This window comes from Aliikangiella maris (genome assembly GCF_040719265.1).
Taxonomy (GTDB): domain Bacteria; phylum Pseudomonadota; class Gammaproteobacteria; order Enterobacterales; family Kangiellaceae; genus Aliikangiella; species Aliikangiella maris.
Genome location: NZ_JBFDAH010000014.1, coordinates 23635 through 49885 on the forward strand (window position 1 = coordinate 23635; position 26251 = coordinate 49885).

Below are 26251 nucleotides of genomic sequence, written 5' to 3' on the forward strand. Positions count from 1 at the left end.
ATCAGGTTAACTACTTATGCAACATTTACAATCACTACGCAAAAAAATTACACAAAAAAAAGTTATTCAAGCGATGGGCTGCCATAGTCCACTGTCAGCAAAAGTTGCAGAAAAAGCAGGGTTCGATGCTTTATGGGCATCTGGATTTGAATTATCGGCAATGTATGGTCTGCCCGATATGAGCATGATCACCATGACTCAACATCTAGATATGCTACGCGCCATTGCCAGTGAAACACAAATTCCAATTATTGCCGATATAGACACGGGTTATGGCAATGCAATTAATGTTATTCACACGATTATCAGCTATGAACAGGCCGGTGCTTCTGCGGTAGTCATGGAAGATAAGCATTTCCCAAAAGTAACCAGCTTACTCGAAGGTGGACGCCAACATCTACTGCCAATTGAAGAGTTCCAAGGTAAAATAGAAGCAGCCTGTGCGAATAGAATCAATCCTGACTTTTTAATTATTGCACGCGTCGAAGCGCTAATCGCGGGGCTTGGCGAAGCAGAAGCACTTAAGCGAGCAATGGCATACGAAGCAGCGGGAGCAGATTTGATTTTGATTCATTCCAAACAAAAATCACCTCAAGAAATTATTAATTTTACTAATGCCTGGCAAGGCAATATACCTTTAGTTATTGTTCCAACGGCTTATCCTGAATTAACGCTGGCTGAAATTCAAGCCTTACAAAAAATAGCTATTGTTATTTACGGTAATCATGCAATTCGCGCATGCACTGCAGCGATGCAATCAACATTTCAAAAAATTTTAAAGCAAGGTATGTTATCAGTTGAAAAAGATATCGCCAGCGTCAAAGAAATATTTGAATTACAAAATATGGATTGGGTAAAAGTCAATGAAAAGCAATATTTACGTTAAATCGAAATCAATTAATGAACCACAATGAATAATCTTCTGGTCAGTATTTTTTACTGACCAGTTTAAATTGAGTTAGCCTTTATTTTATTGCGATATTAAAATAACTTAAACTATTCCTAGCTTAAGTCTATTCTATTAATCAATAGTCGATCAACGGTATAAGCAACAACACAATCGCCGGCTACATTGGTCATTGTACGAATCATATCGAATATTCGATCGAAAGGCAGAATAAATGCAACCACTATCATCGCTTGTTCAACACTCAATCCCATAACTGTCAGTACACTAATTCCCATAAATAAAGCAGAAGAAGGCACACCTGCGGCACCAATCGATGAAATTGTGGTGGTAAGCGCAATCATTAAAAATTCGCTCAGCCCTAAAGGAATATTAAATACTTGAGCCGCAAAAATAGCGACAAGACCAATGTATATACTTGTGCCATCCATATTTATAGTAGCACCTAATGGAAGTACCGAACCACTAACTGATGGATTAACTTTTAGTTTTTCCTGCACGGTTGTTAGTGTAACGGGCAAAGTACCTGAACTAGATGCAGTAGAAAAAGCAATTCCTAGCGGACTGGCAATTTTTCTAAAAAATGTAAGAACACTGACTCGTTTTAATTGCAATAAAATCCCACCATAAACTAGACTAACTTGGACAAAGCAAGCCAAATATACACAAATTACTAACTTAGATAATATTTCAAATACCGCAAAACCATGTTGCGCAACATTAACGGCGATTAAACCAAAAATGCCAATAGGTGCTAACATCATAATAGCTTTAGTAATTTCAATAAATACTGAAGAAACGCACTTCATTATTAAAGCAAATGGCTTTGCTTTGTCACCACTGGCAATAATTCCAATACCGATAACAATTGCAAAAAAAATAATACTTAAAATATTACCTGTCAATAAAGCGTAAAATGGATTAACCGGAATAATATTGATCAAACGCTGTGATAAGGATAATTGCGTAGCAGGCAAGCTTTGTACATTTATTGGTTCAGTTGAAAGTATGATTTGACTATCAACTCCACTTCCCGGCATTAATATACTACCAACAATTAACCCAATACTTACAGCCATTAATGTGGTCAATAAATATAAACTAATTGCTCGACTACCAATTAAACCTAAAGATTGCACATTATCAAGACTACAAATTCCAGCAATCAATGTAAAAAAGACAACAGGTGCTATCAGCATTTTTATTAGTCTTAAAAAAACTTCCCCTGTCCAACTAATTGACTGAATAAACTCACTCTCAAACAGCGTACCCGCTAGCACGCCAAAGCTAATCGCAATAATGATTTGCTGCCAAAGCGGATGACGTTTAATTAACAGATAGCCAAGAAAAGTAGAAACAACTAACAAAAAAATTATATAGAGCAACATATTCAACACTTATCATTAAATAAATTTTTTATCACTATAAAATGAAAACGCTAACCGAACTGGTTAGCGCTTTATATAAAATTGGATTCTCAGTGCATTAAGGTTATTTCATCCCAAAACTTAAAATGTCATTGAAGATTTTAGATAAAAAGAACCACCATTATATCCCGCAGCAGAACGGCGTGGATAAGGTAAACCAACACTTTCTCGTGCAGTAATTTTTGAGGGAAATTCATCAAGCACATTTTCTGCACCAAGAGTTACGACAAAACGCTCATTGACTTTATAGTTTAGTTCTATATCAATATAAGTTGTTGCATCAATTTCTTCTCTCAATGCTCGTTCATCAATATGCTCACCGAAATATCTCGCTCTTAATAATACATCAGTTTTGTCGTACTCTACTTTAATACTGGTAACAAAACTATGATTAGGAATATTTTCTTCGATGTTGGCAACAGACGTTTCACCAACCGGATTCTTACCGTTTACCAGATGCTGTTCAATAATTTTGGTTTTGGTATAGTTGTAACCAAATGTCCAGTAAGTTGAAAACTCTCCCCAATCATTTTGCTTACTGGCAATAATATCAACACCTTTCGTTCGCGTATCGACTGCATTAGTAAAAAAAGAAATTGAATCAAACGCGAGATCATTAACAGCAATATCAAAAGTCTTAAAAATGCGATTGTCTAAATCTATCCGATAAAAGTCGGTCGCAATATTTAATCCATTATCTAATGCCAAATTAAACCCCGCACTAATATTAAAAGAAGTTTCATTAGTTAAAGGCGCACCGCCATTGGCCAATGCTAAAGGCGATGTAGGTGAAACCTGACCTTCATCTTGCTGTAATCCGGTTGTTCCATTAAAGCTAGTATTAATAACGGCAACATTAGCTTGACCTGGCGTAGGGGTTCTAAAACCGGTTGAAACAGCACCACGGAGTGTTAACTGATCAGTTGCAGAAAATCTGGTTGCAAATTTCCAGGTTATTTCACTATCAAAATCGTCATAATCTTCAAAGCGTAGTGCTCCATGAATTAGCCAGTCTGCTGAAACTTCCCATTCTGCATCAGTATAAAGTGCATAATTTTGACTCTCAAAGCTCCCTGCTGATGATGGATGAAACCCCGGGAATCCATTTGAACCAATAGATGCACCGACAGCAGCATACGGTCCTGCGATATAAGATGCAGATTCACCTGCTAATATATCAAATGTTTCCTTGCGCCACTCTGTACCAAATGCTAACTGTACACTAGTACTTAAATCATAAATGAAGTCGGCATTAACCATGAATTCTTTTTGCTGTTGCTTACCTAAATAAAAATCAAAAGGTGTTGCCGCACCTAAACTCGGATTAATAGAGTTAAACAAATTAAAAGTAATTTCATTATTTCCCATCCCTACACTAACGTCATAGTTAAGTCGACTAGATAAGCTCCCATCAATGCCACCAACTAAAGAAAAATCTGTTTGTTCACCTAACAGATACGGTGTAAATCCAACAGGAAATAAAGAATTAAAATCAAAAGCGGGATACTCATCGCTTGGTGAATCGAACGCATCAATAACACCACTTTTACCAGGTTCACGATAAAAGAATCGATATATCCCTTCGATATCGGCATAGTTACCATGCCAGTATATCTCATGCTTATTATTGTCTAGGCTATAACCACCACTAAAAATACTGCGTAAACCTTTTTGTTCAGGTCTACCCCAGGATTGCACCAGCGGCGCATCATCAAAAGGAGAATCGCTTCCAACACCAACAGCCCCTTCATCAATTAATTGTTGAGCCAGTGTGTTTTGATATCCTCGACTTAATGCTTCAGCGTCAGAATATTCGCCACTAAAATTAAAATATCCGTACTCGCCGAACTCAACGCCAAAGTTACCCGACAATTGATAATTTTGTTCACCTTCAAAATGTTGGCCGTATACTGCTCTGACTTCCCCCCCTTGCGGATTATCCTTTAAGCGAATGTTAATTACTCCGGCAATTGCATCGGAGCCATACTGAGCAGCAGCACCATCGCGTAGTACCTCAACACGTTCGATGGCAATAGCAGGAATTAATCCAATATCAGCAGAGTGTGCACCAGATGAAAATGTTGGCGCATCAAATTGAATTAATGCAGAACGATGTCTTCTTTTTCCATTTATCATCACCAAGGTTTGGTCAGAAGATAATCCTCGCAACGAAGTCGGCCGAACAAATGCACTCCCATCACCAGTTAAAGGTGTTGCATTAAAAGAAGGCACTAAAGTTCTCATATTGTCAGTTAAGTCACCTCCGCCGGCAACAGAACTGATCTCTGTTGCTGAAATTAAATCAACTGGCACTGGTGAGTCAGCAATGGTGCGTCCAACAAAACGCGTCCCAACAATTACGATTGCCTGGCTTTCATCATCAGAGACATCAGAGTTGTCGGGATCAGTATTTTGTTTATCTGAATTTTGTACATCTAAGATTTGATCATTTGAATTTGGCTGTTTAAAAGATTGCGCATGTAAAGCTTGCTCATTGAAACTGTGTTCAACTATTCGATACTGTTCGCTAACTTGAGCAATAACTGAAGAGCTCACTCCGCCTAGCAAAGCAGTCGCGATCGTTACAGAAAGTTTATTTTTGCTAAACTGTTCAAAAGACATATTTTTAAAATAATTCGAAGAAAACATGTGAAGCCTATAATTAAATTGATAAAAAACGTGTACATTATTCCGATTACCAAGATAGGCATCTAGTTGTATATTCTTACAGTTATGTGCGTAAAACTTACACGAATAGCATTTTTTCAATCAATTCAGCAGGTAATCAATTATCTCTAATATAGATTTACAAACTTCGATAAGATAATAATTTTTTGTCGTAAAACTTTAATAATTGTTAAACTACTTTTTAATACAAATGAAATATTACGAGGTTAATATTGAGGGTTTTCTTAGTGTTGAATAATATAGACTTATAAAAAGTGTTTTTGATTTTCTGAACTAGGTAACAGGCAGTGATCACTTTTTCCAAAAAATCGATAACGATTTCGTGCAAACCAATCATAGGCAGAGTCACGCATAAACCTGGGTATTATTTTAAAGATAATTAGTAATTTATAGGGAAAGGCTAGTTGAAAAATAATGTTAAAAAAGGCGCTGCTTTTTTCAAAAGCTTGACCATTTTCAATATAGATCATCGTGTCAAATCGATCGGTAGGGAAACCGAAGTATTTCAATAACTGCTGTCCTTTATCAGATTGAACACTCACCAGTTTAAACTTGTATGAACGATCATTTTTTATAATAAAGCGACTCCATCCATTACACAGATGACAAACGTCATCGAATAAAATGACTTTGTCATCAGGTGAAATAAACTCGGGAAGTCGCTGGTTCATTATTTAATAAGTGATCCTATACCACACGTCACAATTAACTGAGTCTTTAACTATTCTCAAATAAAAATTAATAATCAAACACCACCACTAATATTAATTAAAGACTCACCTTTCGATTTGCCTTCAATCTCTTTAGCTCGCTTGGCTAATTTATCACGAATCGATTTTTCAATCGAATCAACCAGTTTGTCATTATCGATTTTGTGACTTTTATTGCCGTCTTCATAAAGCAGACTGGCATTTTGTCCGCCAGTTAATCCCAAATCCGCTTCTTTGGCTTCACCAGGTCCATTAACAACGCAGCCAATGATCGCCACATCCATCGCTTCTTTAATATCTTCTAAACGATTTTCTAATTCATTAACAGTTTTTATCACATCAAACTGTTGTCGCGAGCAAGAAGGACAAGCAATAAAATTAATGCCACGTTGGCGCAATCCCAATGATTTCAGAATATCGTAGCCAACCTTAATTTCTTCAACGGGATCTGCCGCCAATGAGACTCTGATAGTATCACCAATCCCTTCGGCTAATAACATACCCAGTCCAACCGCTGATTTTACCGCGCCTGCGCGTAATCCACCGGCTTCAGTAATGCCTAAGTGCAATGGCTGATCAATTTGCCCAGCAAGCTTTCGGTAAGCCGATACTGTCATAAATACATCAGAAGCTTTTAAGCTGATTTTATAATTCTGAAAATCATGGCGATCGAGAATATCGATATGTCGAAAAGCCGATTCAACCAATGCATCTGGCGTTGGCTCACCATATTTCATTTGTAAGTCTTTCTCAAGTGAACCAGCATTGACGCCTATGCGAATAGGAATGTTATATTCTTTGGCTTTTTCAATGACCGCTTTGACACGTGCTTCATTACCAATGTTGCCTGGGTTTATACGCAAGCAATCAACACCATAATCAGCAACTTTGAGCGCGATTTTGTAGTCAAAGTGAATATCAGCAACCAATGGAACCGGTGATGAAGCTTTTATTGCTTTAAATGCTTCAGCGGCTTCCATTGACGGAACAGAAACACGCACAATGTCGGCACCAGCATCGGCTATTTTGTGTATTTGTGCCAAAGTCGCGGCAACATCACAAGTTTCAGTATTTGTCATACTTTGTACGGCAATTGGCGCATCACCGCCAACAGGCACGTTACCTACCATAATTTGACGACTTTTACGTCGTTTGATCCAGGATTCACCTTTCATAATACTTTTCTATTAATCAGTTAATTGTCCATTTGTGACAAGACGACTCTCATGGCAATAAGAATTGAAAACTCATTGCAATTAACCTTACTGCAAAACAAAAGTCGCTCGACGCCCAGCTTTAAAACGAGAGAGATCGAAAGCTTCTCCCTTAAAATCCAAGGTTACCGCCGAAGGCTCCCCCAATATGACTTTTATTGGAGCAACGCCTTGTAGCGGCATAATTTTACCTTCAGTTTTAACACCAACCGCTAATACTTCATCATTAGCATCAGTTATTTTAACCCAACAGTCAGCAAAAAATTCAAAACGCATGGCAACCAGTGACCCCTCAATTTTTGGCAGTTTAACCGGTTGATTTGTAACATCAGTTTGATTTGCTTGTAAATTGTCATCTGAATTCGCAATTACAGTCGGCTCGCTTGATGACTGTTGTAGAGTATCAGTTGAACTGCTGGTTAATTCCGATGACGGATTCGAAGGTGTATTTTGTGGTTGATTCGTGTCACGAATATTAACAGCATTACTTTTATTATCTGTTTCGTTTACTGTTTGAGTCTTTGATGCTGTGCCAACCATATCATCGGTTGCCAAATCAATTTTTTCCGAAAGATTTGCAGCTTGTCGATTATCTTCATTCGTTTGAACCGTTTCTGTGAGTTGAGTACTTTCAGTCTCAGCTGTAGTAGATAAATTTGACTGCAATTGTGTCAACGGAATTTGATTACTACTGCTCACATCATCAGCGACTGGCGATAGAAATCGATTCCAGACTTCGTATCCACCTAATGCAAGTAGTGAGAAGAAAATAATAAAGCTGATGAGTTTAACTATTCCGCTATTAGAATTGAGCTCTTTACGTGGCTTACGACCAAAACCAGAGATGACTTTTATTGATTGAATTGGCTCGCTGGTGTTACCGGTTTGTCGATCAAATTCGGCACAAATCGTTTCAACATCGACACCAACTTTTTGTGCATAAGATCGCAGATAGCCACGCACAAATGCCAATGGAATACCTTGTTTAAAGTCATTCGTTTCCAACTGGTTAATGACCGACAAAGTTAAATGCATTTGTTTAGCAATATCTTGCGCAGTTAAATTTTTATTTTCTCTCGCCTCAACCAGTAACGCGCCTATATCAAGCGATGCTGAGGGTTCAGCTGAAATATTATCTTCTACTACATCCATTGTCTTTTATTATCCAGGTATTCAGCGGTTTCTTCACTGTCAGGAAAACGCTCTTCTAAAATTACCCCATATTTAGCAATCGTATCTTTATCACGTAAATAATGTGCGGCTTTTAATCCTAGCCAAGCTGACTCTGAAGTTGTCGCCGCACTCGATTCAAAGCGGCGAACATAATCAAGCACTCGGCTATAACGTTTTTTAATAAATTCAATTTTTGCCATTTCAATCAAAGCATCAGGTCTGTGTCTATCACGATTAAGTGCTTTTCTAAAATAATCATCGGCTTTATCAATATTATTTTGTTTTAAAGCACAAAGTCCAATGTTATAAAAAGCGGAGGCTATATCAGTATAAGTGGGCACTTTAATTGCTTTTTGAAACTCCGCTTCGGCTTTTTTATATTCACCGCCTTCACACAAAAACGCACCAAAAGCATTCATATATTCGGGCTTTTTGTTATCTATAGACAAGGCCTCTTCAAAATGTTCCCGGGCTTTTTCACGTTCTTTAATTCGCTGATAATAAATACCCAGCCCATAATGCACATTACCTGACTTGGGGTTATATTCAAGCGCTTTGTCTAAATGAAATTTCGCACGCGTGTAGTTATGGTATTTAATGTAGGTTAAGCCATAACCGACGCGTTTTTCGGCTGCTTCAATTTTATTAAATCGGCCTTCAGCTGATGGCTTTACTGTACGACCGATATTACCTGTTTCAGTTTTACGAGTCGTTTCACAGGCCACCAAAATAAAACCCAGTGAGAGGATTATGAGTTTTCTTATTAGCATTGGCAGTTCCTCATATTGCTTTGATTCAATGATCCCTACCTTATCATGACTTGATTTCAACAATATTGATTTCTCTTTCGCGTCGCTGTTGTTGACGGCGAGTACGATCATTCACTTCACCTACTAACTGTCCACAGGCAGCATCGATATCATCGCCGCGAGTTCGACGAGTGACAACAACAAATCCTTTTTTCATTAATATATCACCAAATTTATCAATGGCTTCCTGAGTCGAAGTTTGATATCGGGTTTTTGGAAAAGGATTAAAAGGGATCAAATTAATTTTACAAGGCATATCTTTTAATAGTCGCGCCAATTCCCTCGCATTTTCTGGCGTATCATTCACATCTCTGAGCATGACATACTCAATGGTTACCTTTTTGCTCGCCTTGGCACTATTTAAATAGTTTTTTACCGAAGGAAATAATACTTCTATCGGATATTTGCGATTTAAGGGAACCAGCTCATTTCTAAGTTCATTGTTAGGTGCATGTAGCGATAATGCAAGAGCAACATCTGAGCGTCCCGCCAATTTATCGAGCCCGGGTACAACGCCTGATGTACTTAGGGTTACACGACGTTTCGACAGACCATACGCTAAATCATCCAGCATTAAGTCCATTGCTTTTGTGACATTATCAAAATTTAGCAATGGCTCACCCATTCCCATCATCACAACATTGGTGACAGCTCGATTGCCAGTTGTACGTAAACTCCCCAAACGACGAATGGCAAACCACACCTGCCCAATGATTTCAGCAACCGTAAGGTTACGATTAAAACCCTGTTGCGCAGTTGAACAAAACGAACAATCGAGCACACAGCCAACTTGTGAAGAAACGCATAAGGTGCCACGTTCTCCGTCAGGAATTAATACGGTTTCAATGGCTTGTCCATCGAGCAGTTTTAGTGCCCATTTAATAGTGCCATCATCGGAAATTTGTTCATAAATAATTGACGGACCTTTAATCTCGGTGGTCAATTTCAATTTTGCTCTCAAAGACTTTGAGATATTGGTCATTGCGTCGAAATCATCAACGCCAAACTGGTGGATCCATTTAATCACTTGAGGCGCGCGGAATGGTTTTTCACCGATTTCTTCAAAAAATCGAACCATATCATCGCGATTCAGGTCGAGTAAATTTACTTTATCACTCATTGCACTACCTTTTTTGCGATCAGAACTTGATACTTTAAACAGGTTATCTGCCTAAAAATATAAGTTTCATGTATTAATATAATTATTCGAGCTGTTCAACCAATTCTATTCGATTTTAATAACAATTGTTGAGTATTTATTATCAAAATTTCTATAAAGTTCAGGTTATTACCGTTAAACCCTGAATTAAAAAGAACAGCATCAAGTATTTGACTAGCGACTGACTCAAAGTCATTTGTCACTGAGATATCATTATCCACTACGAATACCGATAATCAATATGACAATCAATATTTAATGGGTAGATTGATATTTAAGTATGGGTGTTTATATGGATATTAAGACCAACATTCACATTTAGCCGTTAAACATTAGTAGACATCGAAATAAAACACCTAACCTCAGCCATTTGACTAGCAGTATACCATGCTCTTAATTTAAGAACACGCTAGAGCGACCAAACGAGACTTAAAAATACCTGCCACATCAGCTTGTTAGCATAGCCCAACGGGCTATTGATATGCTCACAACTCGTCAAATGGCAGATATTATTGTTATCATTTTAAATGCTGTCAGGCAATTATCTGACAGTCTCATTTAAGGTCTGGCCATCACGCTCAAATTTAATAATTAACGAGTGCGTGGGCAAATTTCATCTTCAGCAAAGAAATAAGCAATTTCACGTGCTGCTGATTCTGGTGCATCCGAACCGTGAACCGCATTTTCATCGATTGAATTGGCAAAATCGGCTCTTAAAGTACCACGAGCTGCCTCAGCAGGATTAGTAGCTCCCATAATTTCGCGGTTAGCAGCAATTGCATTTTCACCTTCAAGTACTTGAACCATAACAGGACCAGAAGTCATAAAAGCGACCAAATCATTAAAGAAAGGACGCTCTTTATGCTCAGCATAAAATCCTTCAGCTTTTTCTTTGCTTAAATGAACCATTTTACTGGCAATAATCTTTAGTCCGGCACTTTCAAATCTTGCATAAATTTGACCAATCAGGTTTTTGGCAACGGCGTCAGGCTTTACAATAGAAAAAGTACGTTCGATTGACATCGATAGGCTCCAATATAAAAATTTAAAAATCAATAAGTTAGATAAAACAAAAGCATCTTCTGATGCTAAAGGCGCGTATTATACACGGCTGAGTATGGATGGTGTAGAAATGATTCAATTCTAATGATGTCATTTTGAGCAAAATTGCAACAAGTTAAAGTATAAGTGACATTCAATTATTCGACTTATTTATCCCATTTATCTCTTACCGGGGTTGCTCTAAAGGCATTTGTGGCAAGAAGTTAATCTGAATTAGTTTGGTTTGGCAAAATTGACTGAATAATAAAGTCACTTACAAATTGAGCCTGTTGCGTTTTATCAGTGGTTATTTCGCGAGAAAATGAGGCAAACACCGTCGCGCTTGTCGCATCGACCAGTGTAATGGTCAGTTTGTTTTTACCACTATAATGACGAGCTGTTCCTTCCAGAATCCATTGTGTACCAAACTCTCCCACCAAATAAGGATAAGGACTTTGTGTATTATCGAAATACGCACTGCGCGCCAGCACCTGTATACCAGATTGGGAAATCAAGGCGGCAGTCAGTTGCTCTTCGATTTCGAGTGCCAAACTTTTAAGTTCATCATTTTCATAGGTAAATGGCAGTAGCGCAACTTTGGTCGTTGGTGTCGCGACCCATTGTTTTACCAGCCAAAGACTCCCCGTAGATAATAAAAGCACTGTTACAAAGCCCATCAAAGCAACCTGCCAATATGTTAAACTGTAGGATGTCTTATTTTTATACTTTACGGGTAAGTCAGTCTTTTTGGTTTCCTTATCAAGCTCACCTGTTGCTTCTCTCATCGATTGTTCATCAGGCCAATCATGTTGCTGTGCATTCACTTCGATTGTCGAAGGTGAGTTTTCCGTAGAGAGCGCCTTATTACTAACCTTACTTTTGGTCAATGTATCGTCAACAGTAACAGGCTCAAATTCTGCTGCAAAGCTAGCAACATCATCCCCCTCTTCTCTCCCGGCATTTTGCAACGCACTGGTATGCTGGGTTAAATCACCCAAATGCGCTGAAACCTTACTTTTTTGTGTCTGCTGAACCCAGCGATAACCGCGCTTAGGTATCGTTTCAATATATTGAATCGTCGAATTGTGTTTTCTTAAAAGTTTTCTCAGGTCGGCAATGCAGCGAGTAAGTACATCATCACTGACAACCTGATTGGTCCACACAGCCTGAAAAAGCTCATTTCGGCTAACAACCTGGCCCTGTTGTTCGATTAAACAAATTAGAACACGCATATTCACCGGACCAATCCGCTCACTTCCTGCCGAGGTATTTACCATCCCCGTCTCAGGGTTAATGCTTAGTGTGTCACTTTGATAAATTTCCATTTGGTCTTTACAGTTCGTGTTTAAAACAGTTTGTACTCAATTAGTCCCAGTTTATCAATAAAACGTCAGATAAAAACCCCTCTACATCAAGCACTCAGAATTTTCAGATATTTTTCTCAGGGAAAAAAACAGTAAGTGCGTCAATATTAATCCGGTAGGACAAGAGAATCCCTTAGGTCAATCGGCTCGACATTTTGTGGTGCGGTTTGATCCATTGTAAATATTCTGTTTTCAAGAGTGTGCCATTATCTGGAGTTACCTATGAAACCAATTAGTCAATACCATCCAATTGCCAAATATAGCCTGTATGTACTCGCTATCACATTGATTTTCATCTTGAGTGTTTTACTTATTAATACTCAGGCATTTGATGAAAAAAGCTCGCCAGCGGTTAATTTAGTCATGCAACCCCAAGACCGCATCAGTCCGCAATATAATGCTTATTTTTATTTTCTCGGATTACTCGCCAGTAATGCTCAGGATCCACATGAAGCAGGTCAGAAGTTACAGCAAAAATATGTCGATAACCGAGAAAAATTAGGTCTGGATCAACTATCAGCGAGTGACTCCACAAAAATATTGCAGATTAGCGAAACAGAAAGCTGGTTTACCCAGTTTGAAAGATGCCATGCGCGAACCCAACACTTTTGTTTTCAGCAAAGCCTTAACAATATTAAAGCGCTTGATTTTAATTCGCCGCGATTAATACAAATGCTAAAACGATATGCAAGACTCACCGACTATCAGGACTACCAATCCCCAGATAAAATGACCTTTGCCAGTCCAATACCAGCATTTGGATACGCATTATCACTTCAACAAATTAGCCTGGCACATCAATTTAGCACACTAGAATTTGATAGTTTTTTAATTGCGATAGAAAAAGATATTAATTTCTGGCGAACCTTATTGCTTAAGAGTGATATTCTTATTGTTAAAATGGTTGCCATTGCCGCAATATGGTATGACGTTCGATATTTATCGAATATTATAAGTCAGCATCATTTATCTTCGGTACAAGTAGAAAACATTCAACAGCTTTTACGCCCACTGAATAACAAAGAGCTCGATTTGAGCAATGCTTTTCGCTTGGAAGCGCAAACATTATACAATCAACTAGCCAAATTAAGTCGCCAAAATCTCCAAGAAATTTATGGCATTAAAATCAGTTTTTTTGATTCAATGATTCAAGTCCATGCCACTCAAAATTTACACTTTGAACGGTATCTTTCACCAATGTTAGTGCTATCCAAGCTTAATAGCAGTGCCTTTTATGATGCTGTTCAACAGGGAAAGACTGAGCACGTCACCGAGCAATGGTTTAGCCTATCACCTAGTAATTTGTATAACCCCGGAGGAAAATTGTTACTCCAGAATATTAATTGGTCACCGAGTGATTACATTGCCAGAATGCACGATATGAACGGCATGTTTAATTTGGTAAAACTACAGCTTGAATTGAAAAATCAATCTGAATTTCAGCCGTTACAGTGGGTTAACGATTCTGCATATCGTAATATTTATACGCTAGAACCATTAATTTTTAATGAACAAAAACAAACGCTTGAGTTTGAGTGTTTAAGTAAAAAATCGTTATGTTCAATTAGCTTTGGGGCTCACCCATAGCACACTGAGCCAAAAAATGCGCTTAGCAAAGCGCCCTCATAATTTAGATGCTTCTTAACATAGTTACTTAGACTACCCTTAACATAAACCTCGGTTAACGAGGTTTATGAAGCCAATACAGCGCAAAAAAACCAGCAAACTCATTTTTGGTAATCAACACAAGCTCAATTTGAATCAGGATTGATAACAAGCCACTTCAATTCGCATTCCATCACTATCCTTAAAAAAGATAGCGCGACCTTCATCAAAGGTTTGAATTTCAGGCACGTCGAATCGCGCATTAGCCATGATATTTTTAATTTCAATAAGCTGCGCTTCGCTGTGCGCAGTAAAACCAATATGATTTAAACCTGGTGCATATCGTCGATAACAATAATCCGCATCGGGAGCTTGTTTAAAATCTAAATGATTTCCTTCATCATTGACAAACACATGCTCTCGAATTTTTCGAAATCCAAGTTGTGGTAACAATACCTCATAAAATGCAAAATGATTTTCCATATCAGATAGCATAATCACAATATGATCTAATTTCATTAACGTATTTTTAATCCTATATAATAAAATTTTTAACTTTCATCAATTGCCTCAAGCTCCGCTAAAAAATCAAGCTCAGCCTGTCGATAAACGGTTCGCTTATGATTGGCCCATAAATCCTTAATTTTGTCGGTATTACAGACTTTTCGGTCGACTAAAACACGCGTATTCAATTCACCTCGCTTGGCTGGACTGGGTACTTTGGCAAAGACAAACTCATTACTGATTAAATCCATAAAAGGTCCACATTTGCTGGTGGGCATAATAAAAACCAGCTGCAAACCTAAAGACTCTGTTAAATAATTAATAACTTCACGTGAGCGTGTTTCATCCATTTTTGAAAAAGCTTCATCAACCAAAACTGTACGCAAATGACATCGACCTTCGGCAAAACGAAATGCCGATGTAATGGCTGCGGCTCGAATAATATAGGCAGGCGTTTCCAATTGTCCGCCCGATCCTGTTCCATATTCACTTAATGCTATCGGCGGTTTTCCGTCAACCTCTTTGTAAATTTCATACTGACGATAATTGCGGTAATCTGCTATTCTACCTAGCTCGCGTAAGGCTTTATCACTATCTTCTTCAAGCAGCATCGCCATTAAACGATCTCTAACTTCAACTGATTTTTTGGTTAGCTTCACGTCAAATAAAGTTTGTCCTTCAGTCAAATCAGGATGTTTAATCACATCCTCAAAAAATTTGGCATACTCTTTATATTCTGGAATCCATTCGTAATCAAAACGAAATGTTTCCCTATCATCACCAAACTTATGATTGGTCAATTCCTGATTAAGCAAATCGATCTGACGTTTTCCATCGTTAATCGCCTGATGAATAGAATGACATAAGTTAGTGACGAAAGTATGATTAAAACTTTCTTTCAATTGTTTTAACTGTTGGTGCTTTTCAAGTAATATATTATTTTTTAAACGATTATAAATATTGTCAATCTGACGCTGCAACTTGATAATGCTATTAAATAGTTTAAGGTCAAACTCACCATTAAAAGCGGTATAGATTAGTGCATCACCTGGTTGACAAATTTGATTGTGATTCTTAATCGCATCATCGAGCTGCTTTTCCAATTTAAACAGGTTACTTTCAACCTCCTGAATTTCAGTCTCTGCAGTTGCAGCATTTAAAGTATTAGCCAATGAATCGGCAATATTTAAAGAGTTTTCCAAGTCAAAACTCGACCAAATAGATTGTAGCTGTTTAAGTTCAGATTCACACGCATCAACCAGTGTCAGGGTTTCCTCTTGATCATTACTCAATCGGGTAAAGCTTTTCACTAGCGCTTCCAGTCGTCCTTTTAACTTGCCTCGCTCTTCAATTAACAACTCACCTTCTTCGCGACGGGTTTTCTCTTCTCGCGTTAAATCAATCAGTTTTTGTTCCAATGCCTGATGATCAGATAAATCAATATGGGATAATAAATTTTCAATTTTTTGTAATTCGCGATGATAGGCCAGCGTTTCACTCAACGGTTCAATCAATGCCACACTTTTTAATTTACTGATACTATTAATCAGTAATTTAACATCTCCAATTTTTTCATTTACCTGATTCCAGCGCTCAGTCAACTTTTGTAATTCATATTGTTGCCCGACAAAGGCTTTCTGTCGGGCCTTTGCACCAAATACCAATTCACTCTCACTGATATCACAGCGAAACAGTGCATAGTTTCCAGATGCCAGACAATCAACCGTTAACCCCCGTCGAGTTGTTCGCAGCTCGTATTCGTCGTTTACCTGAATCACACTGCCATAACTGGCAATTAAAAAATTTTTCGCCGTAGAATGAGTAAAATCCATCAAATGAATAATAGAGTTTTTTTCCAGCGCCATGCGCTGAGCATCACGCTGCGCTTTATAGGCTTGAATAATTCTGGCTTTATTAGCTCTGCCTGGAAGTCCTCGCACAACCCGTATTGCTTCGGCCTCAAACGCCTCATCAACAATAATTGAATAGCGAGCACCACCTAAATATCCTTCAATAGCCGCCTGCCATTTTTCATCAATCACTTCGACATGGTCACATAAAACTCGTGGGTCAGCTTTGGGACACATATTTTCAATTGCGGTAATGGCTTTATTAACATAGTCAGGATAATCTACCTGTTGTTGCTCAAGTCGGCTCACCACTGACTCTTTTTGCTGGCACTCTTTAGCGAGCTGTTGAAAATTCTGCTCTAGTCGATCTAAATAATTGTCAACTAAAACTTTAAGTGATTTACGTTGTTCATTATTATCTTCCCAATGTTCAACCCAGGCATTATTAATACTTTGAATTTGATTAATTTCATCGAGTTGCTTTTCCAATCCTTGAATGTCATTTAGTAAATCTTTTCCCATTAACTGGTGAATATCGAATGAAGAGTCATTAATACCGGCAATCACTTTTTTACCAGCAGCCAATGTTTTCAGTTCCGCAATCATTGGTAATTCTGTTTGTATACCCGGAGATTGTATTTGTTTGATAATCTGTCGGGTTGCTTGTAGATTACCATCAAGCAACTGACTTTCCATTAATAGGCGCTGTGCTTTTAAAGCCAGCGCTTGACTCTCTTTATCACGCTTTTTCTCTAATTCATCTTTTTCTTGAAGTGCGGCCACACCCATGCGTTGCGCTTCAAGTGCAATCCGCTGCTGGTGCAACTGTTCAACACGTTGCGTATTAATTTGAATGTTTTGATCAAGTTCTGCTTGCTCATTTCTAATTTGTTTCTCTTTATCTTTTGCAGCCACATAATCCTTTTGACGAATGACATAGTGATGTCTGGCCAAAGTATATTTTTTTAGTTTGAAATCTCGCCAGGTTTGTAGATAACCTTCACTATAATTAACAGCGCTCTCCAGCACGTTAACCGACTCTTGAATTTTACCCGCATCTTTTTCCATACCGTGTATCGTCTTGAGCTGACTAGAGATTGAACGCACAGCTTCACCCAGATCTTTTTTCTCAAGAATTTCATCAGCAACAAACCGATTAATGCTTTGCACAGGCTTATAAGCCATAAAACGGGAAAATGCTTTAGCGGCTCCCATAGCTTCAACATCAGTTACCGCATCTTTTTTACCACGAAGTACACCATAAAGTCGGCGTAAATAGGCTCGCTTGGTGTCGTACTTTTCAACCGCGGATTTACCAAATAAAGCAATCAAACTATTATGCAGGTTATCTAATGTTAAAACTGCATTATCAGGTTGCAAGTCGCTCAGTTGCAATGTTCGATTTTGCTGTTGGGTTAAAATATAAAAGACCAACTCCTCTTGACGCGCAAGCCGGTTACTACCTGCATTTTCAAGCCAGGCTCTCACGCCTAGCATCGCCGTAAACGGCTCGCCAACTTCTCCTTCTGTTGGAAAAAATGAAGCTGCCATATAGCCATCAGTTGGGTTCAACCGCGAATAACTACCATCATCGCAACCTAATACATAAGAAGCCAGTGTTCTGACTTTTTTTCCACCTCGCCCCTTTTGTGTTGTTTCATCTTGCCCAGGATTGTACTGAAAAAGATTTTCATGCGCGGCAGTCATAATGGTTTGAATCATATCTGCAGCAGTTGTTTTACCCGAACCATTACCACCAGAAAACAAATTAATTGGACCAAACTCAAATTCACTGTTCGGCAAATTTCCCCAATTGACCATAATAAGCTTTTTTAGAAACATCAGGCATCTCCCTCGATCAAGCTGGCATTGTCAGGTTGCATTTTTTTTGTTTTTCTAGATTTTTTATTTTTATCAACTTTTGCTTGTTCGCTATTTGATACTTCATTTTCTGGGTTTTCGATTTGAAATTTATCGTTATCCCGAGTTTCATTTTGAGTTATTGCCGCCCCATCAGTTATTACCGACTCAGACGGAAGTGAAGCAATAGCGTCAACTGCTTGATTACTGACAAATGTCATAATCATTGGATGAACTTTAATCCACCCTTCACCATTTTCAAATGCTTCTTCGTGTCGATATTCAATTAATCTTAATTGGCGTAAACGTAAAAACAATTTTTTTCGCTCTGTAATTTTATCGGGTAATCCTCGACCTAGTAGGTTTTTCATAGCGATAGTAATTGACTCTATCGAATCTAATGCATACCCTTGCTCGTCAATTTTTCCTTCTCTTAACGCTTTTTCATACTGTGCTCTTACCACCAAAACTAAGGCCGTTTCAGTTTGGTTTAAACGTTGGCGTAGTGATCCACTCCAGGCATTATCCTCAGCTTCTTTCATTCCGGGAATTTCACTAGAGGGCGGATAGATTCGTGCATATTCAAAGCGAGGCTCAATTAATAGCTGTATTCCAATGACGGCAAGATACTCTTCAATTAATTCTCGACAGCGAACCAGCCGATCAAATAATTGCTGCTCTGTTTGACTTTCTGCGCGCGAGATCACCGAGTAATTCATTAAACGTAATATCAGTTCCTGAAATTCAAACTCGCTTGTGTCCAGCTTTTCTAGCCGCTGCCCCAAATATTCATTAAACTTCATTTATTGCTTCTCAATTGATGGCTGCTTTTTTGAGTGTTTTTCATCTGTTCTTTTTTCAGATTTACTGACCAGTTCTAATGAAAATTGATCAGCCTGTAAAAAATATTCGTCACTGGTTTTTTCGCCAGTCGGTTCAATCTTGAATAAATATTCACTGGAACGTCCTCCTGCACTCGCCGCTTCTATTGCATGACTACGCAAAATCAAATCTCGTGCATTATTTATAGGCAGTTCATGTAAAAAGATTTTTTCGCCCTGCGCTAAAGCGTCAATCAGGTAATCGGTCAACTGTTGATTGTTCACCATGAAAGCTTTTTCTAACACTTGCTGTAAATAGAACTCTCGACGAGATTTTTCATCCATTGAGACACTTTCTTCAACATGTGTATCAACAATTTTCTTTTTTCTACCGGCATATATTTTTAATTGTGCAGGATCTAATAAATTCAGATTAAGTCCAGAAAGCGTCTCTCCAGCCAAATCCATTTTTTCAGCAAAATCACTATCACTCAATGTTTTCAAGCGTTGCAAATTTTCCAGGAGTTGGTCGCCACCACCTTGATGACTAAAACTTAATTGCCGCATAATGATATCAGCACGCCGAGTAAAACTGAGTAAAGCCTGACGTAATGCGGGCAACATAATATTACTGGCATTGTGAATACGTCGTTCTATTTTATCCAGCAGTGTCAGGTAAATAGATTTATCTTCAGACTCAAGTAGTTCGGGCGCCGTTTTTCTTAGGTTTAACTCAACCTGTGCTTTAAATTCTTTTCGTTTTCGTCGCGCTACACCAATGGTGGCTACAATATCATCACGATATTTTTCGACACTATCAACAGATAGTCGAATAGCAAGATCGGGGACAAATCTTTTTTCCATAAATTCAAAAAACTCGTCACTGGCTTTTTGCACTAACTGTTGTGCTTCAACTTCTTGAATAAGCGCTCTTTTGCGCTCTTCAAGCTCAGCAATAACATCACTAAAGTCACTAATAATACGTTCTGAATATTCGTAAGCATCGAGTAATTCATAAATATCACCCAGTTCTGAAAATACTTTCAGTGCATTACGGGTATTGCGGGTATTTCGGTGACGGGTTCGAAATCGCCCCTGATTTAGCTCGACCACGGGCTGGGTAAACATTCGGCCAATTCGTGTAAAGCCATAAGAACTCTGTAAGGTTGCCTCATCAACCTGCTTTTCAAGCCAAGCATGTTCTAATAAAATATTTAGTGTCCAGTTAGCCTGTTCTCTTTGTGAGCGCACTGGCTGGTTAAATTCATCTTCGCCATGAGACTCAAGTAATGGCGCACGCGTGATAGCTTCTTCAAAACATTCAATAACCATTTCACGAGAAAGTAGCTGTGAATAATCGGCCTGGCTAGTATAAAGACGACTATACAACAATTGTAAACACTCAAGAATCTGCTCTCGATATTTACTGGTCAAGGGTTTGAAAAATTCTTGATGCTGGCCTTCAAAGAACACGGCAATACTACCTTACTTGAGTTGATTGATAGCGAGTAGGATCATTTTTTAAGGCATCAATAAATGCTTGTTGACGTATTAGACAGGAGTCACATTGCCCACATGCCTGACCATCTAAATCAGCTTGATAGCATGAAACAGTTTGAGCATAGTCAACACCAAGCGACTCACCTAACTGAATAATTTCAACTTTGGTTAAATCAATTAAGGGGGTAAGAATTTTAACACCTTTGCCTTCGATGCCGGCTTTTGTTGCTAAATCAGCCATTTGTTGAAATGCAGCGATGTATTCAGGTCGACAATCAGGATATCCCGAATAATCAACAGCATTCACCCCAGCAAAAATAGCTTGCGCAGACAATACTTCAGCCCAAGCTAACGCAATTGATAAGAAGATAGTATTACGTGCTGGCACATAAGTAATCGGAATGCCCTGTGTACCCCCCGTTGGTACATCGATATTATCATCAGTCAGTGCAGAGCCACCAAATCCAGCTAAGTCAATCGGAATAATGTGGTGAGCTTTGACCTCAGCCTGAGCCGCTATTTTTTTAGCAGCCTCTAATTCACTATTGTGCTTTTGTCCATAACTAAAACTCAGTGCGTAACAGTCGTAATTTTGCGACTGAGCAATAGCCAGACAAGTGGTCGAATCCAGTCCGCCCGATAACAGTACGATTGCTCTTTTATGATTGGTCTGCGCTTGCAATGCTCACCTCGTCTTAGCTTTGAAATATTTTCAGGCGTTAATAGGACTAACTTAATTCACTTGTGATGAGTCTGAATCTATTTAGTCAGGTAAAAATCTGAATTAACAAACTAGTTTCACACAAATCGGTGGTATTAAAATTAAACCACTAATGTCCAGCAGCATCATTCCACAATAATTTATGCAACTGAATTTGAAAACGTACGGGTAAATTATCTGCAATAATCCATTCAGCTAGATCGCGCTCGTTAATTTGACCATAGCAGGGTGACATTATCACATTGGTTTTCTTTGCCAGTTGGTATTGGTCTATTTGCATTTTAGCCCAGTCGTAATCCTGGCGATCCGTTAATACAAATTTGACTTCATCTTGCTTGGTCAAGTGGGCAATATTAGTATATAAATTTTTACTCATTTCCCCAGAACCGGGGGCTTTTAAATCCATGACTTTATTAACTCGCGCATCAACATTGGCAATACAAATTGCCCCTGAAGTTTCCAGAGAAACCAGATAACCACGATCACATAGCGCTTTAAGCAATTCTTCACAAGGTTGTTTTTGCGCCAACGGCTCACCACCGGTAATACAAATATGCTGTGGCTGATAAGATTCAATTTCAGTTATTAGTTCGTCAAGTTGTCTGTAGGTTCCACCAGAAAAAGCATATTCTGTATCGCACCAGACACAACGCAAGGGGCAACCGGTGAGGCGAACAAACAAGGTGGGTTTGCCAATGGTTGAAGATTCTCCCTGCAAGGAGTAAAAAATTTCGGTAATTTTCAGACGCGACAAAATAATTAATTCAGCAAAGGTTAAAAACAGGGATTTTACCTAATTTTGCCTAAAATGTCTGCGTACAATCACGTTGAGCGGCAGATAATATTGCCGACCAACTCATGCTAAATATTGATTGGTTAGATTGAACTCATCAAAGTAATTATTAGAAAATTTATTTTTACCTGACAAAGTTATAATAACGTATGGATGCTATGTAAGATAGACGGCTAGTGATTAGATTTTTTTCATTCAAGCGTTTGCCTAAGTGCTCATTCACACAATCAGTTAGTGGCACTATCGAAAATCACACCTTGTTTTTAAAAAGCATTGCGTCAGCTAAAAACAGCGGAGAGTTTTATTGCTCAGTTAAAAAAATTGCAAAAGTGGTTTAGTCTACACTGCTTTTGCAATTTTAATTAGTCAATCATTTTAAGTGAGGTTTAATGTCCAGCTTGTTTGAGCTCTTGCAAACCTTTTCGAGCAAGTTGCTGCTGGGCACCACCATAATTATTGATTATTTCATTATATAGGGACTTTGCTTCTTCCCAATTTCCCTGCTTAGTCTTAATTTCAGCCAACTTTAACAAAGCGGTTGATAATTTTGTTGACTCAGGAAAGTCTTGTCTTAGCAGATTAAACTGTTTTTCAGCTTCTACCAAGTTCGATTGAGCAAAGTAAACCTGACCTATCCAAAAACGGGCATTATCTGAAAATGAGCCTTGGGGATATTGAGTTAAGAACTCCTCAAATCCTTTGATTGCCTCACTATATTGGCGGTTTCTCACCAATTTAAATGCCGCTTCAAATGCATCTCTTTCACTACCAGAGGCTGTCGGTGTTGTGACAGACTGGGAGGGCTGACGGGTCGTTTTGGCTGTTGTTGATGGCGGGCTACTTTGTGCGGTCGGTACCGCTGTTCTCGGGAGCGCACTTAATCGATTTTCAATATCACGGTACAAGTCTCGTTGACGTTCCTGTATCTGATTCAACTGGTAACCATGTTCTTCAACTAATCCACGCAGTTCTTTTACTTCATCCTGCAGTGCAGAAAGCTGCTGATTCATCTGGGCTTGAAGTTGAGTTTTGGTTTGTAGCTGTTGTTCGAGATATTGAAGACGCTGCTCAACAGAAAGTTGAGATTGGGCAAATACGCTTAAGGAGGTAGTGGCAGCTAAAGCTGCCACCAAATAGATAGGACTAACCTTCATATTCCAAAACACCACGGCGATTTTGTGACCAGGCACTTTCGTCATGTCCATCAATAGCAGGCTCTTCTTCACCTTTACTAACGGTTCTGATTTGTGAAGCAGCAACACCATTAATCATTAGTAATTGAGCAATAGCTTTTGCACGACGCTCACCTAAAGCCAAGTTGTAAGCTGGTGTGCCACGCTCGTCACAGTGACCTTCAACAACTACAGTGATGGCATTGTTACGTGACAAAAACCAAGCATGTGCTTCAAGCAATGCACGCGCTTCAGGCTTAATGGTGTCATCATCAAGGTCAAAATAAACAACACGAGCTTGACGAGTTTCAGTATTAATACGTGCCATACGCTCTTCAGCAGTTTCAACATCTGCTGCAGGGGTAGTAGTAGTGACAGTAGTAGTTTCTGTCTCTTGACTTTGTTCTGCATTATTATTTGAGACGGTTTCTTTACCGGCACAAGCAAACAAGAATACAGCCGAAGCCAGAACGATAAAGCCTTTCCCCAATTTGGTGATTGACATAAGATTGCTCCTATTTTTTAGCTATTAAATTAAAATTATGTAATTCTGCCCATTATCCACGATTTTTATAGTCATTAACAATGACATTTTCAAAAAAGCGTGACTTTCATCAATTTAGAAAAGGCGACCAGACGGGAGCCTTAACCTCTCCTTCACGTGATGGTAAACGTGCTTTAAAGCGTCCATCAGTCGAAACTACTGAAAGTACCCGCCGATTTCCGTACACTGTAGCATAGATCACCATGCTGCCATTAGGCGCAAGACTAGGTGATTCATCTAAAGAAGTCTCGGTTAAAGTCTGCATTGCTCGGGTTTCAGTGTCTTGCACCGCAACGTGGAATATACCATTAGTTCGGTTAATAAACACCATCGTTTTGCCATCTGGCGTTAGTGAAGCACTGGCATTATAGTTGCCTTCCCAGGTAATGCGTTGTGCCCGACTGCTAGCAAGATTTTGGCGATAAATTTGTGGCCCACGGCCTCGATCTGAAGTAAACAACAGTGACTGACCATCAGGTGTCCAACTAGCTTCGGTTTCGATTGAGTTGGGATTATTGGTAATTCGTGAGAAACGTTGGCTAAGTAAGTCCATCACATAGATTTCACTATTGCCATCACGAGATAAAGTAATCGCTAAGCGTCGCCCGTCGGGCGAATAACTGGGAGAATCATTAATTCCTTCAAAAGCCGCGATACGCTTACGGCTGTTAGCTTTATAAATATCTTGAATAAATACTTGTGAGCGACCATTTTCAAAGGAAACATAAGCCATTTGCTTTGCATCTGGAGACCAGGCGGGCGACATAATGGGTTGAGTACTCTGGAAAATTATTTGAGGTGCAAATCCATCTGAATCGGCAACCATGAGACTGTATGGTTTGGCCCGGGTTTTATCAACGCTTACATAAGCAATTCGTGTCGCAAATGCGCCGCGTTCACCGGTCAGTTTCAAGTAAATTCTATCAGCGATACGATGAGCATGAAAACGTAAATCGTTAGGTTTAACGATTGCACGATATTCATCAAGCACCTGACGATTCGCTTTAACTAACTCACCATTGACCAGTTCTTGCTCTTGCATATAAACATCGATAAGCGCATAACTAATATCAAACCGCCCATCAGCCTGCTCAACAATACGGCCAACAACAACTGCCTCAATGCCTTTTTCACGCCAAAGACTAATATTGACGGCTTCTGCGCTGTCCACTTGCTGTAACAACAAATGACGTGCCATAGGGTTAAATCGGCCACTGCGTCTTAAATCGGCAGCAATAATGGCACCGATATCTTCGGTTGGTCGATCAGCAATGCCTTTAAAAGAAAAAGGTAAAACAGCCACTGGTCTGGCACTATCCATGCCGGAAGTAATAACGATATTAATTTCAGCCTGTAAAGTTTGCATTCCCAGCCAGAAAATGATGATAAACCTTAATAATTGGTTAATTTTTTGCTTCATTGTCTCGATTATCTAAAGTTAAATTAATTGATTTGAGTTGCTCAAATACATCGGGATCTTTCGACAGCGGCAAAGGTTCAGACTTGTAGATCGCTCGCCGACCCGAATCGCAGTGTTGCGTACCACCTTCGACCACATTAACATCAATAACTAATCCACCAGGTGCAATTTTAATTTTAAATTTACACATACCTAACTGCTCAGGTTCAATCCAGTTACGCTTTATAATGCCTTGAATCAAGGTAATATATTTATCAACTTCATTCATCACCTGTGCATGATGAGCAGCCTGTAACTCGGCGGCTTCAGCTTCCATCTGCGCTTGCATTTCGCGCTCCAAAGCTTCCTGACGCGCTTTTTCTTCAGCTTCTTTGCGCTTTCGTTCGGCTTCTTCACGTGCTTTGCGTTTACGCTCTTCTTCTTTTCGTTTTCGTTCTGCTTCGGCTTTGCGTTTGGCTTCAGCTTCAGCTTTACGTTTTTTCTCAGCCGCTTCTTTTTGCTTTTTCTCTGCTTCAGCCTGACGCTTTCGCTCTTGCTCTTCGGCGATTCTTTTCTTCTTTAAATCCGCCGCTTTACTCTCTTCTTCTTTTCTTTTTTGTTCAGCCTGCTCTTGTCTTAATCGAGCTTCATTGGCCTTACGTTCTTCCTCTTTACGTTTACGTTGTGCTTCTTGTTCCGCTTTTTTTAAGTCTTCCAATCGTTTTTTTTCTTTACGCTGTTGTTCCAACTTTTCATCTTTTATATTTTTTACCAGTTGCTCAATTCGTTGGCTATTGATTGCTTTAACATTAATTTGCGTAACCGGCGCACTAGATTGTTTGAGTTCAACTTTTGAAAATTTATAATTAACCACCAATAACGCAATCAGCCCAACATGAGCTATGACAGAGATGAGTATGGCTAACTTTAACTTCATTATTTCCTGACTTTTTATCGACTGATGTTATATGTGAGTGATTAATATTAAAT

Annotated in this window: 21 protein-coding genes; 2 read left to right on the forward strand and 19 right to left on the reverse strand. The window is 38.9% G+C overall.

All coding sequences use genetic code 11. The features are described 5' to 3' along the window. Positions 1–16: 16 nt before the first annotated feature. The gene (locus ABVT42_RS13460) at positions 17–886 is read left to right on the forward strand and encodes an isocitrate lyase/phosphoenolpyruvate mutase family protein (RefSeq protein ID WP_353896341.1); all 870 of its coding nucleotides are present in this window, start codon (positions 17–19) and stop codon (positions 884–886) included. A gap of 116 nt (positions 887–1002) precedes the next feature. On the opposite strand, the gene ABVT42_RS13465 is transcribed toward ABVT42_RS13460, so the two are convergent. The 9 genes from ABVT42_RS13465 to ABVT42_RS13505 form a co-directional block, all read right to left on the reverse strand. After that, entirely contained in the window at positions 1003–2295 is a 1293-nt protein-coding gene (locus ABVT42_RS13465) for a dicarboxylate/amino acid:cation symporter (RefSeq protein WP_353896342.1), read from the reverse strand. A gap of 120 nt (positions 2296–2415) precedes the next feature. After that, a complete protein-coding gene (locus ABVT42_RS13470) occupies positions 2416–4983 on the reverse strand; it encodes a TonB-dependent receptor plug domain-containing protein (protein WP_353896343.1) in 2568 nt (855 codons plus the stop codon). Between the two features lie 284 nt (positions 4984–5267). Then, positions 5268–5693 (reverse strand): thiol-disulfide oxidoreductase DCC family protein, encoded by a 426-nt coding sequence (locus tag ABVT42_RS13475; protein WP_353896344.1) that lies wholly within the window; start codon positions 5691–5693, stop codon positions 5268–5270. 74 nt (positions 5694–5767) lie between these two features. Continuing rightward, the gene (gene ispG / locus ABVT42_RS13480) at positions 5768–6907 is read right to left on the reverse strand and encodes a flavodoxin-dependent (E)-4-hydroxy-3-methylbut-2-enyl-diphosphate synthase (RefSeq protein ID WP_353896345.1); all 1140 of its coding nucleotides are present in this window, start codon (positions 6905–6907) and stop codon (positions 5768–5770) included. Positions 6908–6994: 87 nt separating this feature from the next. Beyond that, the gene (locus ABVT42_RS13485) at positions 6995–8098 is read right to left on the reverse strand and encodes a RodZ domain-containing protein (RefSeq protein WP_353896346.1); all 1104 of its coding nucleotides are present in this window, start codon (positions 8096–8098) and stop codon (positions 6995–6997) included. Then, positions 8089–8889, reverse strand: coding sequence for a type IV pilus biogenesis/stability protein PilW (gene pilW / locus ABVT42_RS13490; protein WP_353896347.1), 801 nt, complete (start codon positions 8887–8889; stop codon positions 8089–8091). The genes ABVT42_RS13485 and pilW overlap by 10 nt, the downstream gene beginning before the upstream one ends. Positions 8890–8932: 43 nt before the next feature. Then, positions 8933–10048 (reverse strand): dual-specificity RNA methyltransferase RlmN, encoded by a 1116-nt coding sequence (gene rlmN / locus ABVT42_RS13495; RefSeq protein WP_353896348.1) that lies wholly within the window; start codon positions 10046–10048, stop codon positions 8933–8935. A 630-nt stretch (positions 10049–10678) separates the two neighbouring features. Next, a complete protein-coding gene (ndk, locus tag ABVT42_RS13500; protein WP_353896349.1) occupies positions 10679–11110 on the reverse strand; it encodes a nucleoside-diphosphate kinase in 432 nt (143 codons plus the stop codon). A gap of 242 nt (positions 11111–11352) precedes the next feature. After that, complete coding sequence (locus ABVT42_RS13505) at positions 11353–12453, reverse strand: transcriptional regulator (RefSeq protein ID WP_353896350.1); 1101 nt, start codon at positions 12451–12453, stop codon at positions 11353–11355. A gap of 261 nt (positions 12454–12714) precedes the next feature. Between ABVT42_RS13505 and ABVT42_RS13510 the strand changes: the two genes are divergently transcribed. Beyond that, positions 12715–14079 (forward strand): hypothetical protein, encoded by a 1365-nt coding sequence (locus ABVT42_RS13510; RefSeq protein WP_353896351.1) that lies wholly within the window; start codon positions 12715–12717, stop codon positions 14077–14079. A gap of 174 nt (positions 14080–14253) precedes the next feature. Here ABVT42_RS13510 and ABVT42_RS13515 read toward each other — a convergent pair whose 3' ends face one another. The 10 genes from ABVT42_RS13515 to tolA all read right to left on the reverse strand — a co-directional run bounded on the left by ABVT42_RS13515 (position 14254) and on the right by tolA (position 26198). Beyond that, a complete protein-coding gene (locus ABVT42_RS13515) occupies positions 14254–14616 on the reverse strand; it encodes a VOC family protein (RefSeq protein WP_353896352.1) in 363 nt (120 codons plus the stop codon). Positions 14617–14648: 32 nt separating this feature from the next. After that, positions 14649–18293, reverse strand: coding sequence for an ATP-binding protein (locus tag ABVT42_RS13520; protein WP_353896353.1), 3645 nt, complete (start codon positions 18291–18293; stop codon positions 14649–14651). After that, positions 18293–19114, reverse strand: a complete 822-nt coding sequence (locus ABVT42_RS13525) for a DUF4194 domain-containing protein (RefSeq protein ID WP_353896354.1) — start codon at positions 19112–19114, stop codon at positions 18293–18295. The genes ABVT42_RS13520 and ABVT42_RS13525 overlap by 1 nt, the downstream gene beginning before the upstream one ends. Continuing rightward, a complete protein-coding gene (locus tag ABVT42_RS13530; RefSeq protein WP_353896355.1) occupies positions 19115–20605 on the reverse strand; it encodes a Wadjet anti-phage system protein JetA family protein in 1491 nt (496 codons plus the stop codon). A 7-nt stretch (positions 20606–20612) separates the two neighbouring features. Beyond that, positions 20613–21314, reverse strand: a complete 702-nt coding sequence (gene queC, locus ABVT42_RS13535) for a 7-cyano-7-deazaguanine synthase QueC (protein ID WP_353896356.1) — start codon at positions 21312–21314, stop codon at positions 20613–20615. A 148-nt stretch (positions 21315–21462) separates the two neighbouring features. Next, positions 21463–22107, reverse strand: a complete 645-nt coding sequence (gene queE, locus ABVT42_RS13540; RefSeq protein WP_465251062.1) for a 7-carboxy-7-deazaguanine synthase QueE — start codon at positions 22105–22107, stop codon at positions 21463–21465. A 425-nt stretch (positions 22108–22532) separates the two neighbouring features. Continuing rightward, complete coding sequence (ybgF, locus tag ABVT42_RS13545) at positions 22533–23300, reverse strand: tol-pal system protein YbgF (RefSeq protein ID WP_353896357.1); 768 nt, start codon at positions 23298–23300, stop codon at positions 22533–22535. Continuing rightward, positions 23290–23823: a peptidoglycan-associated lipoprotein Pal gene (gene pal / locus ABVT42_RS13550; protein ID WP_353896358.1), complete on the reverse strand. Its 534-nt coding sequence runs from the start codon at positions 23821–23823 to the stop codon at positions 23290–23292. Before pal ends, ybgF begins: the two co-directional genes overlap by 11 nt. A gap of 109 nt (positions 23824–23932) precedes the next feature. Next, positions 23933–25282, reverse strand: a complete 1350-nt coding sequence (gene tolB, locus ABVT42_RS13555) for a Tol-Pal system beta propeller repeat protein TolB (RefSeq protein WP_353896359.1) — start codon at positions 25280–25282, stop codon at positions 23933–23935. Continuing rightward, positions 25266–26198: a cell envelope integrity protein TolA gene (gene tolA, locus ABVT42_RS13560; protein WP_353896360.1), complete on the reverse strand. Its 933-nt coding sequence runs from the start codon at positions 26196–26198 to the stop codon at positions 25266–25268. Before tolA ends, tolB begins: the two co-directional genes overlap by 17 nt. Between the last annotated feature and the right edge of the window lie 53 nt (positions 26199–26251).

Excerpts from the sequence above, each read along its gene's own strand:
- ABVT42_RS13460 (WP_353896341.1), top strand. The coding sequence starts at position 17 with ATGCAACATTTACAATCACTACGCAAAAAAATTACACAAAAAAAAGTT.
- ABVT42_RS13465 (WP_353896342.1), bottom strand. The coding sequence starts at position 2,295 with ATGTTGCTCTATATAATTTTTTTGTTAGTTGTTTCTACTTTTCTTGGC.
- ABVT42_RS13470 (WP_353896343.1), bottom strand. The coding sequence starts at position 4,983 with ATGTTTTCTTCGAATTATTTTAAAAATATGTCTTTTGAACAGTTTAGC.
- ABVT42_RS13475 (WP_353896344.1), bottom strand. The coding sequence starts at position 5,693 with ATGAACCAGCGACTTCCCGAGTTTATTTCACCTGATGACAAAGTCATT.
- ispG (WP_353896345.1), bottom strand. The coding sequence starts at position 6,907 with ATGAAAGGTGAATCCTGGATCAAACGACGTAAAAGTCGTCAAATTATG.
- ABVT42_RS13485 (WP_353896346.1), bottom strand. The coding sequence starts at position 8,098 with ATGGATGTAGTAGAAGATAATATTTCAGCTGAACCCTCAGCATCGCTT.
- pilW (WP_353896347.1), bottom strand. The coding sequence starts at position 8,889 with ATGCTAATAAGAAAACTCATAATCCTCTCACTGGGTTTTATTTTGGTG.
- rlmN (WP_353896348.1), bottom strand. The coding sequence starts at position 10,048 with ATGAGTGATAAAGTAAATTTACTCGACCTGAATCGCGATGATATGGTT.
- ndk (WP_353896349.1), bottom strand. The coding sequence starts at position 11,110 with ATGTCAATCGAACGTACTTTTTCTATTGTAAAGCCTGACGCCGTTGCC.
- ABVT42_RS13505 (WP_353896350.1), bottom strand. The coding sequence starts at position 12,453 with ATGGAAATTTATCAAAGTGACACACTAAGCATTAACCCTGAGACGGGG.
- ABVT42_RS13510 (WP_353896351.1), top strand. The coding sequence starts at position 12,715 with ATGAAACCAATTAGTCAATACCATCCAATTGCCAAATATAGCCTGTAT.
- ABVT42_RS13515 (WP_353896352.1), bottom strand. The coding sequence starts at position 14,616 with ATGAAATTAGATCATATTGTGATTATGCTATCTGATATGGAAAATCAT.
- ABVT42_RS13520 (WP_353896353.1), bottom strand. The coding sequence starts at position 18,293 with ATGTTTCTAAAAAAGCTTATTATGGTCAATTGGGGAAATTTGCCGAAC.
- ABVT42_RS13525 (WP_353896354.1), bottom strand. The coding sequence starts at position 19,114 with ATGAAGTTTAATGAATATTTGGGGCAGCGGCTAGAAAAGCTGGACACA.
- ybgF (WP_353896357.1), bottom strand. The coding sequence starts at position 23,300 with ATGAAGGTTAGTCCTATCTATTTGGTGGCAGCTTTAGCTGCCACTACC.
- pal (WP_353896358.1), bottom strand. The coding sequence starts at position 23,823 with ATGTCAATCACCAAATTGGGGAAAGGCTTTATCGTTCTGGCTTCGGCT.
- tolB (WP_353896359.1), bottom strand. The coding sequence starts at position 25,282 with ATGAAGCAAAAAATTAACCAATTATTAAGGTTTATCATCATTTTCTGG.
- tolA (WP_353896360.1), bottom strand. The coding sequence starts at position 26,198 with ATGAAGTTAAAGTTAGCCATACTCATCTCTGTCATAGCTCATGTTGGG.